Origin of the sequence: Pedobacter nyackensis, assembly GCF_032678475.1 — a bacterium.
GTDB lineage: Bacteria > Bacteroidota > Bacteroidia > Sphingobacteriales > Sphingobacteriaceae > Pedobacter > Pedobacter nyackensis_A.
Genome location: NZ_JAVTSF010000005.1, coordinates 418,615 through 436,426, shown reverse-complemented (window position 1 = coordinate 436,426; position 17,812 = coordinate 418,615). Strand labels below are relative to the sequence as shown.

At 39.7% G+C, this 17,812-nt stretch carries 11 protein-coding genes; 8 read left to right on the top strand and 3 right to left on the bottom strand.

Features of this window, described 5'->3' with window-relative positions; all coding sequences use genetic code 11:
• The first annotated feature begins 3 nt into the window (after positions 1 to 3).
• The 6 genes from R2Q84_RS18165 (at position 4) to R2Q84_RS18140 (ending at position 10,008) form a co-directional block, all read left to right on the top strand.
• Positions 4 to 3,459 carry a TonB-dependent receptor gene (locus R2Q84_RS18165; RefSeq protein WP_316818004.1) on the top strand — a complete coding sequence of 1,152 codons (3,456 nt, stop codon included), beginning with the start codon at positions 4 to 6 and terminating at the stop codon, positions 3,457 to 3,459.
• A gap of 50 nt (positions 3,460 to 3,509) precedes the next feature.
• Positions 3,510 to 5,447 (top strand): RagB/SusD family nutrient uptake outer membrane protein, encoded by a 1,938-nt coding sequence (locus R2Q84_RS18160; RefSeq protein ID WP_316818003.1) that lies wholly within the window; start codon positions 3,510 to 3,512, stop codon positions 5,445 to 5,447.
• A 19-nt stretch (positions 5,448 to 5,466) separates the two neighbouring features.
• Complete coding sequence (locus R2Q84_RS18155) at positions 5,467 to 6,663, top strand: DUF5000 domain-containing lipoprotein (protein ID WP_316818002.1); 1,197 nt, start codon at positions 5,467 to 5,469, stop codon at positions 6,661 to 6,663.
• Positions 6,664 to 6,675: 12 nt separating this feature from the next.
• Positions 6,676 to 7,872: a DUF4998 domain-containing protein gene (locus tag R2Q84_RS18150; RefSeq protein ID WP_316818001.1), complete on the top strand. Its 1,197-nt coding sequence runs from the start codon at positions 6,676 to 6,678 to the stop codon at positions 7,870 to 7,872.
• A 118-nt stretch (positions 7,873 to 7,990) separates the two neighbouring features.
• Positions 7,991 to 9,277: a DUF5690 family protein gene (locus R2Q84_RS18145; protein WP_316818000.1), complete on the top strand. Its 1,287-nt coding sequence runs from the start codon at positions 7,991 to 7,993 to the stop codon at positions 9,275 to 9,277.
• A 47-nt stretch (positions 9,278 to 9,324) separates the two neighbouring features.
• Positions 9,325 to 10,008: a phosphonatase-like hydrolase gene (locus tag R2Q84_RS18140; protein ID WP_316817999.1), complete on the top strand. Its 684-nt coding sequence runs from the start codon at positions 9,325 to 9,327 to the stop codon at positions 10,006 to 10,008.
• Positions 10,009 to 10,041: 33 nt separating this feature from the next.
• On the opposite strand, the gene R2Q84_RS18135 is transcribed toward R2Q84_RS18140, so the two are convergent.
• Together R2Q84_RS18135 and R2Q84_RS18130 are read right to left on the bottom strand one after the other, a co-directional pair.
• Positions 10,042 to 10,620, bottom strand: coding sequence for an XRE family transcriptional regulator (locus tag R2Q84_RS18135; protein ID WP_316817998.1), 579 nt, complete (start codon positions 10,618 to 10,620; stop codon positions 10,042 to 10,044).
• Between the two features lie 95 nt (positions 10,621 to 10,715).
• A complete protein-coding gene (locus R2Q84_RS18130; RefSeq protein ID WP_316817997.1) occupies positions 10,716 to 11,762 on the bottom strand; it encodes a hypothetical protein in 1,047 nt (348 codons plus the stop codon).
• A 193-nt stretch (positions 11,763 to 11,955) separates the two neighbouring features.
• On the opposite strand from R2Q84_RS18130, the gene R2Q84_RS18125 reads away from it, so the two are divergent.
• Positions 11,956 to 12,954: an Rpn family recombination-promoting nuclease/putative transposase gene (locus tag R2Q84_RS18125; RefSeq protein ID WP_316817996.1), complete on the top strand. Its 999-nt coding sequence runs from the start codon at positions 11,956 to 11,958 to the stop codon at positions 12,952 to 12,954.
• Positions 12,955 to 13,313: 359 nt separating this feature from the next.
• On the opposite strand, the gene R2Q84_RS18120 is transcribed toward R2Q84_RS18125, so the two are convergent.
• Complete coding sequence (locus tag R2Q84_RS18120; protein WP_316817995.1) at positions 13,314 to 13,901, bottom strand: helix-turn-helix transcriptional regulator; 588 nt, start codon at positions 13,899 to 13,901, stop codon at positions 13,314 to 13,316.
• Positions 13,902 to 14,785: 884 nt separating this feature from the next.
• On the opposite strand from R2Q84_RS18120, the gene R2Q84_RS18115 reads away from it, so the two are divergent.
• Entirely contained in the window at positions 14,786 to 17,791 is a 3,006-nt protein-coding gene (locus R2Q84_RS18115) for a SusC/RagA family TonB-linked outer membrane protein (protein WP_316817994.1), read from the top strand.
• The last annotated feature ends 21 nt before the right edge of the window (positions 17,792 to 17,812 follow it).

The following is a 17,812-nucleotide window of genomic DNA, read 5'->3' as shown; positions in this document are numbered from 1 at the left end:
ATTATGAGAAAAAAAAATCTACCCAGATCTTGCGTTTTCTTTTACTTTTCGATACTGTTTTTTACCATTTTTTGCCAGTCTCTGGTGATTGGTGCAGAGGCCCAGGCTGTAACGAAAGATAAACTGTATTCGATTGGGTTCAAGCGTGAGCCAATTCTGAAGGTCTTTGCGAAAATTGAAAGCCTGTCGGGTTTTCGGTTCTCCTATAGCCCAAAGGATATAAATGATGTTCAACTTATTGATCTCCCTAAAAAAGAGCGGAACTTGGTTCAGTTGCTTAGGGAACTGAGTTCTAAATCAAAACTTTATTTTAATTTATCGGGCGGGATCATCGCCGTATTGCCTACTGAAGAAGAGGCTGTTGTACCTGTAAGGAAGGCTGATTTAAAGAAGGCCGTTCGCGCGGATACGGTAGTCCAGGGAGTTGTGCTGGATTCTCTCAAGATGCCACTGGTTGGTGTATCGGTGTATGTTAAGGACAAACGTAGTATTGGAACCAGTACGGACAAAAACGGGCGTTATTCTTTGCAGGTTCCCCCTAAGGCTGTTCTCGTCTTTAAGATGGTAGGTTTTGTAGCTGTAGAGCGTTTAGCAGACAAGAGCACTATTGACATTACGCTTCATGAGGAGAAATCGGCACTGGATGAAGTGCAGGTAGTGGCTTACGGGACGCAAAAAAAAGCAAGTGTAGTTGCATCTATTACCAGTATCAAACCCGGGGAGTTAAAGGTGCCTTCAAGCAACTTAACAACAGCCTTTGCCGGACGCATTGCCGGAATGATCGCTTATCAGCGCAGCGGAGAGCCAGGTGCGGATAACGCCCAGTTCTTTATAAGGGGGATTACCACATTTGGGGTGAACAATGTCCCACTGATACTAATTGACAACATCGAGCTTACAGCTAACGATCTGGCCAGGATGCAGGTGGACGATATTGCCAGCTTTTCGGTGTTAAAGGATGCCAGCGCCACAGCTTTATATGGGGCAAGAGGAGCGAATGGGGTAATCCTTGTTACAACAAAGCAGGGGAAGGAAGGTAAGGCCAAAGTAAACTTCCGGGCGGAAAATACAATCTCGGAGCCGACTAAAAATATAGAGCTCTCAGATCCGATTACCTATATGAAAATGTATCGGGAAGCTCAGCTGACCAGGGGAGATCTGAACGAACGTTACACCGCGAGTCAAATCGATCATACTATTGCCGGCGACAACCCTTATGTATATCCCCGGGTAGACTGGCAAAAAATGCTATTGAAGAAAAATACAATGAACCAAAGGTTCAATGGAAGTGTAAGTGGAGGTGGTGCTGTCGCACAATATTATGTTTCCGGGAGTTTGAACCGGGATAACGGGATACTAAACGTACCTCAGGTTAACAATTTTAATAATAACATCCGTTTAAATACCTATCTCCTTCGTTCCAATGTAAATGTTAACCTAACGCCGACTACAAAAATGGTTGTCAGGCTTTCAGGTACGTTTGATGATTATAATGGACCGATCGATGGTGGTACCGGAATATACAATAAGATTATTCAGGCTAGCTCAACGGCTTTCCCCGCCTATTATGAGCCGGATAGCGCTAACAGGTATACCCAGCATATTTTGTTTGGTAACTCAGGTGTAGGCGGACAATACATAAACCCATATGCCGACCTTGTTAAAGGATACCGGCAGTCTTCCACTTCCAGGATGCTTGCGCAGCTCGAATTCACTCAGGACCTGGGGGCTATTGTTTCTGGTTTATCTTTCCGGACTATTGGAAGTACAAACCGCTATTCTTCTTTCGAGATTACCCGGAATTATAATCCATATTATTATAACGTTGGTTTATGGGATGCGGCCTCAAATCAATACGTTTTATCTCTTCTGAACAGGGACAATAATCCCACAGAGTACTTAAATTATCAGCCTGGGTCAAGACAGGCCACTTCTTATTTGTACATTCTGGCTGCTATGGATTATTCCCGCGCTTTTGGTAAACATAACGTTTCTGCAAGTTTGATCTCTACACTCGAGCAGAGCCTTGACCCAAGCGCTGCAGATCTTAAAATTTCACTTCCCCATCGCAATACCGGAGTATCAGGAAGGGTAACCTATAATTTTAATGATAAATATTTTACAGAGTTTAATTTTGGGTATAATGGATCGGAAAGGTTCCATAAGGACAAACAATTTGGTTTTTTCCCAACTATTGGTGCAGGATGGATGGTTTCTAACGAAAAATTCTGGTCTGGTTTAGCTTCGGTGATCACTAAATTTAAGTTGAGAGGATCTTTTGGACTGGTGGGAAATGATGCTATTGGTAATAAAGACCAACGTTTTTTTTACCTCTCCAATGTAGAGATGAATGACTCGAGAAAGGGGGCGTCTTTTGGTTATAACAATAGTGCTTACTACAGACCGGGAATCTCCATTTATGCCTATGAAAATAAAGACATTACCTGGGAAAAATCAAAGCAACTGAACCTGGCGCTCGAAGTAAGTGTTAATAATAACTTTAATGTGGTTGCTGAATACTGGCGTCAGGATAGGACGAACATTTTAATGCAGCGCTCGTCTGTCCCGAGTACCATGGGCTTATCTGCGGCTACATTTGCTAATGTTGGCGCTTCCAAGGCATCAGGGGTAGATCTTTCGGTAGATTATAATGTAAATGTGAGCAACGATTTCTCATTTGCATTACGCGGTAACCTGACTTATTCCGGTAGTAAATTTACCATTTATGAAGAACCGGAATATCCAAATGCACCTTACCTTAGTCATGTAGGTAAATCACTTAGTCAAAACTGGGGATATATTGCAGAACGTCTTTTTATTGATGAAAAAGATGCCTTGAATGCACCCAAACAAAATTTCGGGCCTTATGGTGCCGGAGATATCAAATATACCGATGTTAACGGAGATGGGCAGGTTACTACATTAGACAGGGTTCCTTTAGGTTTACCTACCTCTCCTGAAATTGTATATGGTTTTGGTTTTTCAACAAGCTACAAGCAATTTGATTTTTCTGCATTTGCGCAGGGTGTGGGCAGGGAGTCATTTTGGATTGACACGAGAGCGACGGCCCCTTTTGTTGACAATGCTAATTATGCGATTGGTGAAAATGCGCTGTTGAAAGCCTATGCCAATAGTCATTGGTCGGAAGAGAACCGTGACCTGTATGCGATGTGGCCCAGATTTTCGGCCACACATGAATTTAACAATAACAATTACCAAACCAGCTCCTGGTTTATGAGAAACGGAGCATTTCTGAGGTTAAAATCAGTTGAGTTGGGTTATTCACTGCCGAAGAGCCTGGTGAAAAAAATAAGGATGGAAAGTGTCAGGGTTTATGTGAATGGAACCAATCTGGCAACGATCAGCAATTTTAAGTTGTGGGATGTTGAAATGGGAGGAAATGGTTTAGGCTATCCGGTTCAAAAGGTATTTAACCTGGGCTTAAATATTAATTTTTAATAACCAATTAGAATGCCTGGAAAGGCTGATAGTCAAAATATAATTTAAGTATGAAAAAAGTTATTTTAAGTAAATATATACCAGTTGTACTCTTTAGTCTGATGTCACTGGTTTCCTGCAAAAAATATCTGGATGTTGTGCCGGATAATGTGGCTACAATTGATTATGCTTTCAGGAACCGCGATGAAGCAGAGAAATTCCTGTTCACCTGTTATAGTTACCTGCCTAATTTTGGAGATGCAGCCTCCAATGTAGGAATAATGGGAGGGGATGAGTATGTGGTTAACTATCCCACTAATTATTCCGGGGATTTAAATCCGAATCTGTTCGCTATCCCGATGGGCAAGCAGAATGTGGTATCTCCATATGGAAATTATTGGGATGGCGACAATGGTGGAAAACCATATTTTAGAGCTTTGCGGGACTGCAATATTTTTTTCGAAAATGTAGATAAGATCATTGACATCACCCCAAACGAAAAAAAGAGGTGGGTTGCTGAAGTAAAGTTTTTAAAGGCCTATTATCATTATTATCTATTAAGAATGTATGGCCCAATTCCAATTATAAAAACAAATAAGCCGATTTCCAGTTCTGTTGAAGAGGTGAGGGTTTTCAGAGATCCTGCAGACGAGGTGGTGAATTACATCATTCAGCTACTGGATGAAGCAAGTCCTGATCTTCCGGTTGTATTAATGAGTGAAGCCTCTGAGTTGGGCAGGATTACCCGTAACATAGCGCTGAGTGTAAAAGCGGAAGTATTGGTTACCGCTGCAAGTCCACTTTTTAATGGAAATGCGGACTATGCAAACTTTAAAAATAGTAATGGAACCCAGTTAATGAACCCTGTATTCTCTAAAGAGAAGTGGGATAAGGCGGCAGCGGCCTGTAAAATTGCGATTGATGCATGTGACGCTGTCGGGATGAAACTCTATTACTTTACGCCCCGTACCAACACTTACAATTTATCCGATACTACCCTCACCCAGATGAACGTGAGAGGGGCCATTACTGAGAAATGGAATACTGAGATTATTTGGGGCGGCTCTAATTCTTATTCGGCGGGAGGATATCGTGGTTTGCAGGCAAATGCACAGGCACAGCTTTCTCCGGTGGGCTATGTGAGTGCCATATCTCAGAATCTGGCAGTACCTATAAAAATCGCAGAACTTTTTTATAGTAAAAACGGAGTTCCGATTGAGGAAGATCCGTCATTCAATTTTACCGAACGCTTTACAAAATTGAGAACGGGAGATGCGGATAACAGGTTTAATATTAAAGAAGGGACCGTTACAGCCGAAATTAATTTTAACAGAGAACCACGGTTTTATGCAAACCTGGGCTTTGACGGTGGGGTATGGTATGGCAGCGGACAGCTTAATGATAAGAATCCTTATTATGTAGAGCATAAACTTGGGAAAACAGCAGGGACAGGAAATAGCACCAATTTCAATATTAGTGGTTATTTCCCTAAAAAACTGGTTAACTATGCCAATTCTATAACTTTTGCGAGCAATAGCTATACGATAGAAGATTATCCATGGCCTATTATGCGCCTTTCGGAATTATATTTATTGTATGCTGAAGCATTGAACGAATCAGCAGGGCCTTCATCAGATGTTTATAAATATGTGGATCTGGTACGGACAAGGGCAGGCTTAGATGGCATCGTATCATCTTATGCTGCGCATTCAACTAAATCATCAAAACCTCTTTCTAAAGATGGGCTAAGGGAAGCAATCCAACGTGAACGTCTGATCGAAATCGCCCTGGAGGGTAAAAGATTCTGGGACATCCGGCGTTGGAAAACTGCAGCCACTTTTTTAAGTCAGCCGCTTAGCGGATGGAATATTTTAGGCACCACAACCGAAACATACTATCGTGTTCAGTTCCTATATCCTTCTATTTTTAAACAAAGGGATTACTTCTTTCCAATTTCCGAAAATGCAATCATTACAAACAAAAACCTTGTACAGAACCCTGGTTGGTAAAACCAGTTAATTGAATGGTATGAAAAAGATAACAAATAACTATAAATTGCTGGCGAACTCCATGTTTTTGTTAGGGTTACTCATTGTGTCTTGTACAAAAACAGATACACAAAAACCGATTAATGCAAAAGCGGGTAAGCCCGGATTAGTAAGCAATATTTCGGTTACTAATTTTGATGGCGGAGCAACGATTACTTATTCGCTTCCGGCAGAAAAAGATGGAATATCTCCCAGCTATATCATGGCTGAATATGAGATCAATAAGGTTACGCATAAAAAGCGACAGGCAAAGTCCTCTGTTTATCAAAATCAAATTACTGTGGACGGCTTTAATACTAATGGAGAATATAACGTTCAGCTGTATTCCGTTAGCGCTTCCGAAGAAAAATCGGAACCCATTACGGTAAAGGTAAATCCGGGAACTCCTCCTTTCAGAACAGTATTGTCGTCGCTGGAATTATTGACTGATTTTGGTGGGGTTGCCACCCAGTTTGAAAATCCTTCTAAAGCGAAAATTGCGATTTCTATTGTCACACTAAACCGTAACAATGAGTATTACACAGCGGAGACGGTATACACTTCTGCGGAATTGGGAAATGTGGTAGCCAGAGGGTTTGAAAATAAGCTGCGGAAATTTGGCGTGTTTGTCAGAGATGGTTTTGATAACTATTCTGATACCCTGTGGACAGAGACGACCCCTTTGTTCGAAAAGGTATTGGATAAGACTAAGTTTAGAGAATATAATTTACCGGGCGATAATCCTTCTGCGTACGGATGGGTTGTATCTAATCTTTGGGATAATAACATGAATGCCGGATTCCATTCTGAAGAGGGTATTCCTATGCCTATCAGAATTACTTTCGATCTTGGAAAAGTTGTCAAACTGAGCCGCTTCAAAATCTATCAAAGAGAGGATGGCCTTTTATATGCCTGGGGTAATCCAAAAAGGTGGGCCATGTGGGGTAGTGTAAATCCAGATCCTTTGGGGTCCTATTCGGGCTGGACAAAATTAAGGGATTGTGAATCTGTTAAACCTTCTAAGAGCCCATTGGGTACCAACACACCCGAAGATCTGACTTATGTGAGGGCAGGCGAGGAGTTTGTTTTTCCTTTAACTGCTCCTGAAGTCAGGTACATCCGGTTTGAGTGTCTCGAAAACTGGTCTAATTCAGGCAGACTTCACATGATGGAATTAACTTTTTGGGGAGATAGATAATCTATAATAATTATGAAAAAAATAAAGGAGCTTAAGCTTTTAAGTGTAGCTATACTTTTGGTCATAGCAGGGTGTAATAAATGGGATGATTATCACTCTTTCATTCCTGATGGTGAAAAAATCTATCCGGGTATTGATACAGCTGTATCTTATAGAACGGGAAATAGCCGTGCATTATTGATGTGGCCAGCCAGTCCGGATCAACGTGTTAAAAAATACCTGGTATATTGGAATAATAAGGCCGATTCGCTGGCCTTTACTGCCACAACCCACAATCCTAAAGATACCATAAAGGCATTTATAGAAGGACTGGAAGAAGGCTTTCATACTTTTGTTATTCATTCTTTTGACGGTAATGGAAACAAGTCGGCGGCTGTTGAGAAAAACAATTTACGGGTGTACGGGCTCAATTATCAAAAATCTTTGTCTAACCGGACAATTAATCAGGTTAGGTATAATGGTCAGGCCAAAGAGGTTTCAATTGACTGGAATACGCCTGACAATGGGTATTTTGGAACTGAGCTTACTTACAAAAATACAAGTGACGCTGTCATGAAGGTTAAAATGAAGGCTGATGTTTCAACCATAACCATAAAGGATTTAAAAAGCGGGACTAAAATTTATTATCAATCGTATTATAAGCCAGTCCCTTTGGCTATAGATTCATTTGTTGTCCTTTCTAAAGATTCTTTGAGTATTCAGAATGTTTCTCTGGATAAATCACTTTGGAAAAAGATAAACCTGCCTAATGATGTTGCAGGAGATGGTTATGGTTCAAACTTCGCGTCTATCTGGGACGGTCAGGGTGGTGGATATCCGAATATATACCATACCCAGGGAGGTGATTTACCTCATCATTTTACAATTGATCTGGGGGATGTATATCAGCTGACAGCTTTTGAAGAAATAGGCAGAACAGACTGTGCCTGCCATAACCCGGTTAAATTTGAGGTATGGGGAATTGCTGATATTGCAAATGCTGCTACTACATTACCTGGTAACGATAGTGGGTGGAAGGATCAGTCCTTAGCAAAGGGATGGACATTGCTTAAGGAAGTGGAAAGGGCGGATGACGGAAAAGCGCCTTTCAAAGTTAGTTTGTCGGATGGGATCCCTCCGGTAAGGTATATCCGGATCCGGGTTATAAAAACCCTTGATAATAGTGTGGAGAGTCATATGAGCGAAATCTCTTTTTGGTATAATCCTTAGATTTTTAAACCGGCTTTCTGTTTTTTACTATTTGTAAATATTGTTAATGATTATTTCATATTAGGTTAACATATATCGTCTTTTATCGCATTAATTTTGTGCTTAAATGATTTGACCTATGTCTGACTTTCTTAATAGATTTACAAATAGTAAAAATATAACTACCTTTGCAATTGTCGTTTCAGTATTTGTATGTTATACCGGAATGTATGCTGTCCGCAAATCGTTTTTGGCAGGACAGTATACTACTCTATTTTTCGGTCTTGGTATTGATGCGAAAACGATACTGGTGATCAGCCAGGTTTTAGGGTATATGGTTTCAAAATTTTTAGGTATTAAAGTTATATCAGAGATGTCTCAGTCGAAAAGGGCGAGATGGCTGATCATCTTTGTCACTTTTGCTTTATTGATGCTGGGATTGTTTGCTGTTGTTCCGGGAAGATGGAAGATACTTGCCTTATTTCTTAATGGTCTTCCATTGGGTATGGTTTTTGGAATTGTGTTCTCTTTTATAGAGGGGCGAAAAAATACGGAACTGCTTGCTGCCGCTCTGAGTGCTACATTTATTTTCTCGACAGGATTTGTTAAAACGGTTGGTTTAGTGATTATGCAGGACTTCAATACGGGTGAATATACGATGCCATTTTACACGGGCTTGTTATTTTTCCCATTCTTCCTTTTATCGGTATGGGCACTCAGTAAAAGCAAGGGGCCGGATGAGAACGATATTAAGGCGAGGACTGAGCGGGTACCTATGTATAGTAAAGACCGCAAAGAGTTTCTAAAAACCAACGGTGTGGGTTATTTTGGATTAGTAGGTATTTACATTCTTCTTACTGTAGTCAGGGACTTCAGGGATAATTTTATGGTTGAATTCTGGGCAGAGCAAGGGCATTCAAGTTCGCCTAACATTGTAACGCTGACGGAGATCCCGGTTGCGATCGTCGTTCTGATCATAGCAGCAGGAGGGGTGCTTATCCGAAATAACAACCGGGCATTTACAACAGGGATGTTGCTTACCGGTGCCGGAGCTATAATGATGATTGTATTTACGTTGCTCTTTGACCGGGGGCTCATATCACCTGTAGTGTGGATGGTGGCAACTGGTATTGGTGTTTACCTGCCTTATATACTTTTTCACTGCCTCGTTTTTGAACGATTGGTTGCGTTGCTGAGTTTTAAAGGTAATGTTGGTTTCTTGTTTTATTTGGCCGATGCCCTCGGATATTTAGGTACGGTAATCGTACTGCTACTTAAGGAAGTTGTGGGCTATAAACAAACATGGGGACACTTTTTCATATGGCTTAACCTGGAGTCGGCCGCACTCCTGCTCATACTTTCAGTTTTTGCTACGTGGTATTTTAACAGGCGAATCGAGAAGAAGGTAGTTGCCTATAGCTATTGAACTATAAAGACATAGAAAATTTTAAACAGATACATAATTGATTTAGGATGAGTGATATAAAAATGGTGGTGCTTGATATGGCGGGGACCACGGTGAATGAAGATAACCTGGTGTATAAGACTGTACAAAAAGGGATAAACCAGGAAGGTTTTGAGGTTACATTGGAAGATGTTTTGCAATACGGGGCCGGGAAGGAAAAACATACAGCAATTACAGATGTGCTTAGTGCCTGTACTAACGAAACAGATATTAAACCTTTGGCCGATAAGATTTTTGCCAATTTTAAGATTGCATTGGAAACAGCTTATGAAGAGTCTGCCATCACAACTTATAATGGGATGGAATTGTTTTTTGAACAACTCAGGAAACGTAATATAAAGGTTGTACTGAATACAGGATATGATCTGAAAACAGCAAGTAAGCTTATGGAAAAGCTTAACTGGAGTGTAGGTGTACAGGTGGATGCATTAATTACCTCCGATGATGTTGTGAATGGAAGACCTCATCCCGATATGATACATAAGGCGATGAGCCAATTTGGTATCACCGATTCCAGTCAGGTATTAAAGGCAGGGGATTCTGAAATTGATATTATGGAAGGAAAAAATTCAGGCTGTGGAATAACCGTTGGCGTACTTAGTGGAGCTCAAAACAGAGAGCAGCTTGAAGTGGCCAAGCCAGATTACATCTTACAACATGTTACAGATTTGGAAAGCATTATTTTAAACTGATAAATTAAGGGTAAGCCTGTTGTTCTGACGGGTTTACTCATCTTTTTGAAAGAGAAAATAGATCACCAGCATTTTTGAGGGAACAGTCCCTCTGTTTACAGGTACGTGAGGTATCCGGCCATCAAAAAATAGAGAGTCTCCTTCTTCTAGAAGTACTTCATCCTCTCCAATAATGTAAGAACATTCGCCGGTTAATATGTATTTATATTCATAAGCATCAGTTTCTACTTTTTGTCTTTCCGAACCGGGCTGGACTTGTAAGAGTACCGCTTCAAATCCTACTGATGATACCTGTTTGCCAAAAAGGTATTGGTATTCAAAGCCTTTGGCATCGTCTTCTTTCTCAATGATACTATTGTCCGCTTTTCTGGAAACAATAAAATTATTTTTATTTGATTTTGGTATTCCATTGAAGAATTCCGGGACTTCCATTCCCAAAGCTTGAATGATATTTATCAATACGGGCAGAGAGGGGATTGTTCTGCCATTTTCTATACGAGAAATCAAGCCATTGCTAACTTCTGCATTTGCGGCAACAGTATTTATCCTAAGATTGTTCTTTTTCCGGATTTCTTTAAGTCTTTTTCCCAGCCCAATAAGATAGTCTTGCATATCAATTTTATTAAAGCAGGCAAATTACGCCAAAATTCTTGGATTGGAATTAAATTACTTCTTCTATCTCCATTATTGCTGCGGTAGGGCTGGTGCTATAAATCTGCTGGTTTATAATAATTGCTGGTTTTGATAGGGAGAATGTCTTTTGTAAGCATCTCTCTATAAACGGTTCCCATTGCCACAACAGCACCTCTGTTCCCAGGATTTGTGGGATAGGTCATACTCGAACTGTGTGAATAGCCGATCATATGGCTAATTTCGTGTATCGCTATAAAACTGACATCATTAGTCAGGTAATCATTAAGTACATGGTTTGCAACGCCGAAAGTATAACCACCTCCTAAACCAGATACATTTACGACTAACCCACAATTAAATGTAGGAATATCGATCATCTTTTTCAATGCCTCCTCTTTTTGTGCTGTTGTTAGTAAGACATTGTTATTATCCGTGATGGGTTCAGCTATAAAGGCAGTTTTGGTTGATTCAGCCTGTATTAAATATGCCAGGTTGATCATAAGACCGGTGTATCTTCTAACGTCTTTTGCGTCTATATTTTCTTTCCAGTTATTGGTTGGGTCATCAGCAGGATCAAAATCGTGATACTTAATTTTCCATTTCAGTTTAGCCAGGGTTTTGAGTTTTTTGATTAAATCTGTATCTCCGGTAAAGTCAAAAGAGACCTGGTTTAAAGCCAGTCCGGTTGTTTTGTATGGTGCGAGGTCAATTTCCTGATCTTCAATATTCAGAAATTTTGTATTTCCTTCCATAAAGGGATATTTAATCTCCTGTACTGCATGTGCCCTGATCTTGGCAATCCTAAATAGTTTTATTGGTTTTGCCTGACCTTCAATTGTTAAGAGGATGGTGGCGTCAACAATATCAACCGGGGCAAAATTTGCTACCTCTATCGTTGTTGCATTAATGGCTTTTACACGCAGGACCTTTCCTATTTCATATCTTCTGGCTTCTGAAGTTAGCACTTCTATCGATTCTCCATCCTTAAACATCAGACCGGAATTGGCGTCATTATCGAATGTGTATTCTGTAGTCTTAACCGTAGGAACAGGGGAGCTCGTTTTATCTTTCTTGCAGCCAAAGAATAAAAAAGCAAAAATAGGGAGGATGATTCTTTTCATATCGATGTAATGATATGAATTTTTTTTGAAGGTTATACGGAATAACATTTTGTAATAAGTCAAGATGGCTATGTCTAAGCATATTTTATATGGGTTAGGCTTGATAATCCCGTGATTTCCGTTGAATTTGCACTAATTAAGGTTTTTCATTCCTGATCTTACGACGTTTGCTGAAATACTTTTATTAAGCGAAATGGAAGAAAAAACGAGTACTGTAATCCAGCCAAGAAAGAAAGAGAACCCGAAAACTGTAAATTCAAGGTATATAGATTCTACGCTCGATTTCTCCTTTCGGCACTTCTTTGCAAAAGAGAACCACCTTGATTTATTAAAAGATTTTTTAAATAGTGTGTTTGAAGGAAGAAAGATGATCAAAGACGTGAAGTTGGGTAAAACAGATCGCAAAGGAGATCAGAAAAACAACCGTAGAACTGTATTCGATGTATATTGTACAGGTGACAATGGTGTCAATTTTGTGGTAGAAATGCAAAAAGGTACTCAAGCCAACTTTAAAGATAGGATATTATTTTATACTGCCAACCTTATCCAGGAACAGGGGAGATCGGTAGATTCAAATTGGGATTACAAGCTTACGGAGGTTTATTTCGTGGTAGTGATGGATTTCATATTTGAAAATACTCCTCTTGAGCACTATGTCCATGATGTAAGGCTGGTAGAAATGTGTACCAAACTGCAGTTTTATGATAAACTAGGTTACATCTATATTGAGTTGCCAAAATTCAATAAAACAGTAAACGAACTGCAAAGCAGCGAAGATAAATGGCTGTATTGTTTGAAGAATATGAAAACATTGAATAAAATACCTTTACCTTTGAGTAACGACCCTATTTTTAAGAAGTTGTTTGAAGTAGCAGAAGTAAGTAATCTAAATCCAGAAGAGATGAGTCTATATCAAAGAGAACTTAAAAGAAAACGTGATAATTACAGTCGGGAACAGTATGTGCTGCAGAATGCCCTTAAACAGGGCTTTGAAAAGGGAATTGAACAGGGCGTTGAGCAAGGTCTTGCGCAAGGTGAGGTTAAAGGCCGCCTAGAAGAACGAGTTAAAATTGAAATAGAAAAACGTGAAATAGCTGTGAGAACTGCTCTTAAATTAAAAAAGAGCGATATAGCAATAGAGCTTATTGCCGATGCTACAGGTCTTACCATTGAAGAAATTCAAGCGATCTAAGGGTAGGTTTTTGATGCCGGCTATTTTTTCTTTTTCACATATTTAAACACTTCTTTTTTAGATAGGTGCCGTCTTTATTGAATTTAACTATTATGTATTTGTATATCAATGCTTTAAAAGAGTTGGAGTCAAGCAAGGGACTTTCACGATCAATGATAATTTAAGAGATCATAGTAACGATCCTTTTATCCTTAAAAAGAATGAGGCCGCCCGGAAGACTATTGAAAAAAACGGCTTGCCGCCACAATTATTGAAGAGCCAGGTTAAACAAAATAAAAAACAGGCCGTTATCGCGCAGTTATAGAAAAACTTATACTTTAGCTTTAAAATATTTACATAGCCGGATACATTGTATCTGGCTATTTTTTCTTTTTCACATATTTAAACACTTCTTTCTTAGACAGGCTGCCATCTTTATTGAATTTAACAGCCGGCAATTTGTCTAAAACACCCAAATGAGATTTTAGCATTTGTGATAAACGGCCAGATTCATATTTTACACCGAAAATTTCTATAAAATCTTCAACCATTTCCTCGGTTAACTTTTCAGTGGAGAAGTAATCGGTTTCATTTACAATGTATTTCAGACGTCCTTTATCATTGTCGTTATACTGCATTGGTTTGTTCGACTTTCTTGTAAAATAATCCGGATGACTTTTGATGTGTTTATCGTAGAATTCTTTGAAAGCCGTCTGTTCTTTCAACCCAGCGGGTAAAGGAGTTTTGAAATTTAAAAAGCCGAATAACTCTAAGGAGAACGGCGAGCAGATTTTAGCGATGTTTTCTACTGAAATCGGTATCGTTGTAGCGTAATAGCTTTTTATTGCACTTTTTCCAATGCCGGATAAAACAGCCAGGCCTTCTAATTTTAGCCCTGTTTCATTAAGGAGTTCCTGAATTCTTGCAGAGACTTCTCTTGCTAATTCTTTGTTTATAGTCTTTCCCAATTCTTTTTTGTTATTTTTGGATACATTTTTGTTAAATACTTTTGTATTTTCAGATACATTTATTATATTTGTGGTAGTAAAAAAAGCGACTAAATAAAGTAAGGGATCTAAGCCCTGCTGTAACGATGTCACTCATAAACGAAAACCGCTAATTTTCCCTATGAGATGATCATGAGTTCGCTTTCTATTGGATTTGATTATCTTTACGATATTAATCCGGTAGAACGAATCTCATGTCAGTCTTTGGGGAGCCTTGATTTCGGTCAAGGTGGTTCTTAGCGGTACCACGTTCAAAGCATTGAGATTCGCTCTATTGGTTTTCAATAGCGTTTACCTCATTACTTCTTGAGTATCATTGTTCGATAAAACCAAATAAAGACTATGAGAACGTACCAAACTGAAACAGCTAAAAATTGCTCCGTTTACAATAACGTGAAGCATTCTCAAAAACTCTTATTTAAGAACGTATTCTCTGCGCCTGGATAGGACGGACGATATAATTCAGACCACCCTCTTCCGTAGGTACACATAAATGCTACACCAAGGTTAACCCTCGGTTACTCTTTTAATCGTAATTAAAGGTAACGGGAATTTTCCATTGAAGCAAATACTGAAGTGTGCTTTTATTTTTGCCTGCCGGTTGGATCGGGATACAATTTATTTTTAAACTTTAACTAACGGAAATTCTGAAAAATGAAGCAATCGTATGCTAATGGGAAAATTATGCTTTAACTATAAGTTATACGTTGATCAAACAGATACATTCCACTAACTGCATTCACATGGCTTTTCTCACAGCCGTTTAGCAGGGTCGGCGTAAGCGCTTGCGCTGGCAGCTGCTAATACTCAAAAGGATTTATTAGTTAACCTACTAAAACATAATCATGTTTAAAACGACATTAACACTCGTAATGGCTACGCTTTGCCTAAATTTAAATGCGTATGCCCAAAGTCCCGGCGCTCCATTTCTATCAAAAAATCAGGCGGTATCAGGTAAAGTTATTTCTGCATCAACCGGCGAAACGTTACCTGGTGCAGTAGTAAAAGTCACTAGCACAAATCAGACAATCCTTACTAATGATAAAGGAGAGTTTATGCTTAGTCTGCCCAATGGAATTCATAACCTTTCCGTATCATACCTTAACCACAAAACTAAAAACGTCAGCATCCAGATCCCTTTAAAAGGGTTACTGCTTATCACGCTGCAAACCGATGACCAGAACCTTAAGGAAGTTGAAATAAACACTGGGTACTATACTGTAAAAGATAAAGAACGCACAGGTTCAATTTCCCGCGTGGATGCAAAAACAATAGCACAACAGCCGGTGAACAATGTATTGGGTGCATTGATAGGCAGAATGGCTGGAGTAAATATTGAGCAGTCTTCAGGAATTAATGGCGGGGGATATACTATCGAAATCAGAGGTAGGAATAGCTTAAGAGCCGATGGGCGGCAGCCTTTGTATTTGGTAGACGGAATACCATATCCTGCAAATTCGATTACCGAAGCAAGCTTAGGTGTAGAGGGATTCAGTTTAAACTCTAGCCCGCTGAATTACATTAGTCATACAGACATACAAAGTATAGAAGTATTAATGGATGCAGATGCAACGGCAATATATGGTTCGCGTGGTGCAAACGGAGTTATACTGATTACCACCAAAAAAGCTCGACAGAACAATGAATCTATTGGTCTGAACATTTCCGGAGGGTTTTCTAAAATTTCTAAGAAATTGGATTTGTTAAATACAGCACAATACCTGGAACTTAGAAATGAGGCGTTTAAAAATGATGGTGCAATACCCTCAGTGACAGATTATGATGTAAACGGAACCTGGAACCCAACCCGCTATACAGATTGGCAGGAAAAACTGATAGGGGGAACGGCCCGGCAGTTCAATGTACAGAGTAGTTTTAGTGGAGGGAATGAATTTACACAATATACCTTTCGTGGAAACCATAGCAAACAAACCACGGTTTCTCCCGGTGATTTTTCAGATCAAAAAGGATCAGCCGGATTGAACGTAAATCATTCTGCATTTAATAGAAAGCTAAATCTAAATTTTTCTACAACTTATGCACTGGATAACAATTCACTTCCCCAAATTGATTTAACCCAGTACATAGATCTCGCGCCCAACGCACCAGATATTTATGAAAGCAATGGAAATTTAAACTGGGCATTGGATGAAAATGGGGGCGCTACATGGCTCAACCCTTTTAGTGCCCTTAAAAAAACTTATCTGGGTAAAACAAGTACTGCAATGCTAAGCGGAAAACTTCAGCATACGGTGAATGATAACCTTAGCGTTAGTGTAAATGTAGGCCTTAACAGTATTAAATTAAAGGAGAACCTGCTTACCCCCATTTCGTCACAATCACCATCACCCTGGGCTATCGGAATAAACCAACTTTCTTTTAATGCTGTAAGCACATGGATGGTTGAGCCGATGGCTAATTATATGTCGGTTATAGGCTCTGGTAAACTTGATATAATTGTGGGCAGTACTTTCCAGAAAGATCAACAAAATGCTGAGAATCTCGCTGGAGTTGGTTATACCAATGATTCACTTTTAGAGAGTATTTCAGCAGCCCCATTTAAAGGAGGAAGTTCAGCCTCTTCAACATATAAGTACAATGCACTGTTCGGCAGAATAAATTATAGCTACAAAGAACGGTATTTTGTTAATTTTACAGGGAGAAGAGATGGATCCAGCAGATTTGGGGCCAACCGGCAATTTGCAAACTTTGGTGCAGTAGGAGCGGCATGGATCTTTTCTAATGAAAATCTAATCAATAAAAACCTTCGGTTTCTCTCTTTTGGAAAGATAAGAGGTAGTTACGGAATAACCGGAAGCGATCAGATCCCAAATTACGGGTATTTATCCACCTACGCCGCCTCAGATTACTCCTATAAGAATGAAAGTGCAATATTCCCGGTTCGGCTGGCTAATCCGGATTTTTCCTGGGAGACGAATAAAAAACTGGAATTTGCACTAGACCTTAGCTTTTTTAATGATCGGTTTTCGTTCTCTACAAATTGGTATTTGAATAAGTCGTCCGACCAGCTTGTAGGTTACAGTCTGCCAGATATTACAGGGTTTACTAGCGTTCAGTACAATTTGCCTGCTACCGTTCAAAATACAGGGTGGGAATTTCTATTGAACGCAACTGTGATGAAGGGGAGTAGCTTAAAATGGAACACATCGTTGAATCTGACTGTTCCACGTAATAAATTACTTTCCTATCCAAACTTGAAGGGCTCGGGGTATGCGAATACCTACGCGGTCGGCAAGTCGATATATACCCCGATAACCTATCATTATCTTGGTGTTGATCCAAAAACGGGAATTTACTCCTTTCAGGATAGAGATGAAAGCGAAACATTAAATGCTGCTGATAGGACGGCCGCCGAAAAATCATTGACTAGCCACTATTACGGAGGCCTTCAGAATAGCTTTTCCTTAAAAGGGTTTCAATTGGATATTTTCTTTCAGTTTGTCAACAAAACTACAAGGGCTCCTATTCTATCCTTTGCACCCCCGGGCGTGCCCAAGAACCAACCCGTACAAGTTTTGAATCGTTGGCAAAAGCCGGGGGATTTAAGCAACACGCAAAAAGTGTCGCAAACTTACGGGAGTGTTACCAGCCAGTTTGATGCGCATTTCTATTCTGACTATTTCTCTGATGCCTCATTCATAAGACTAAAAAACCTTTCCTTAAGCTGGACACTTCCAGCCGCACTGGCTTACAAAACAAATATTAAACTCTTTATTCAGGGGCAGAACCTTTTAACCTTCAGCTCCTATATAGGAGATCCTGAAGTTCCTTTTGTAAAAACGTTGCCAACACTAAAGACAGTTATCCTTGGTGTGCAGGTAAATCTATGATCAATTCTAATCTTAAAATCT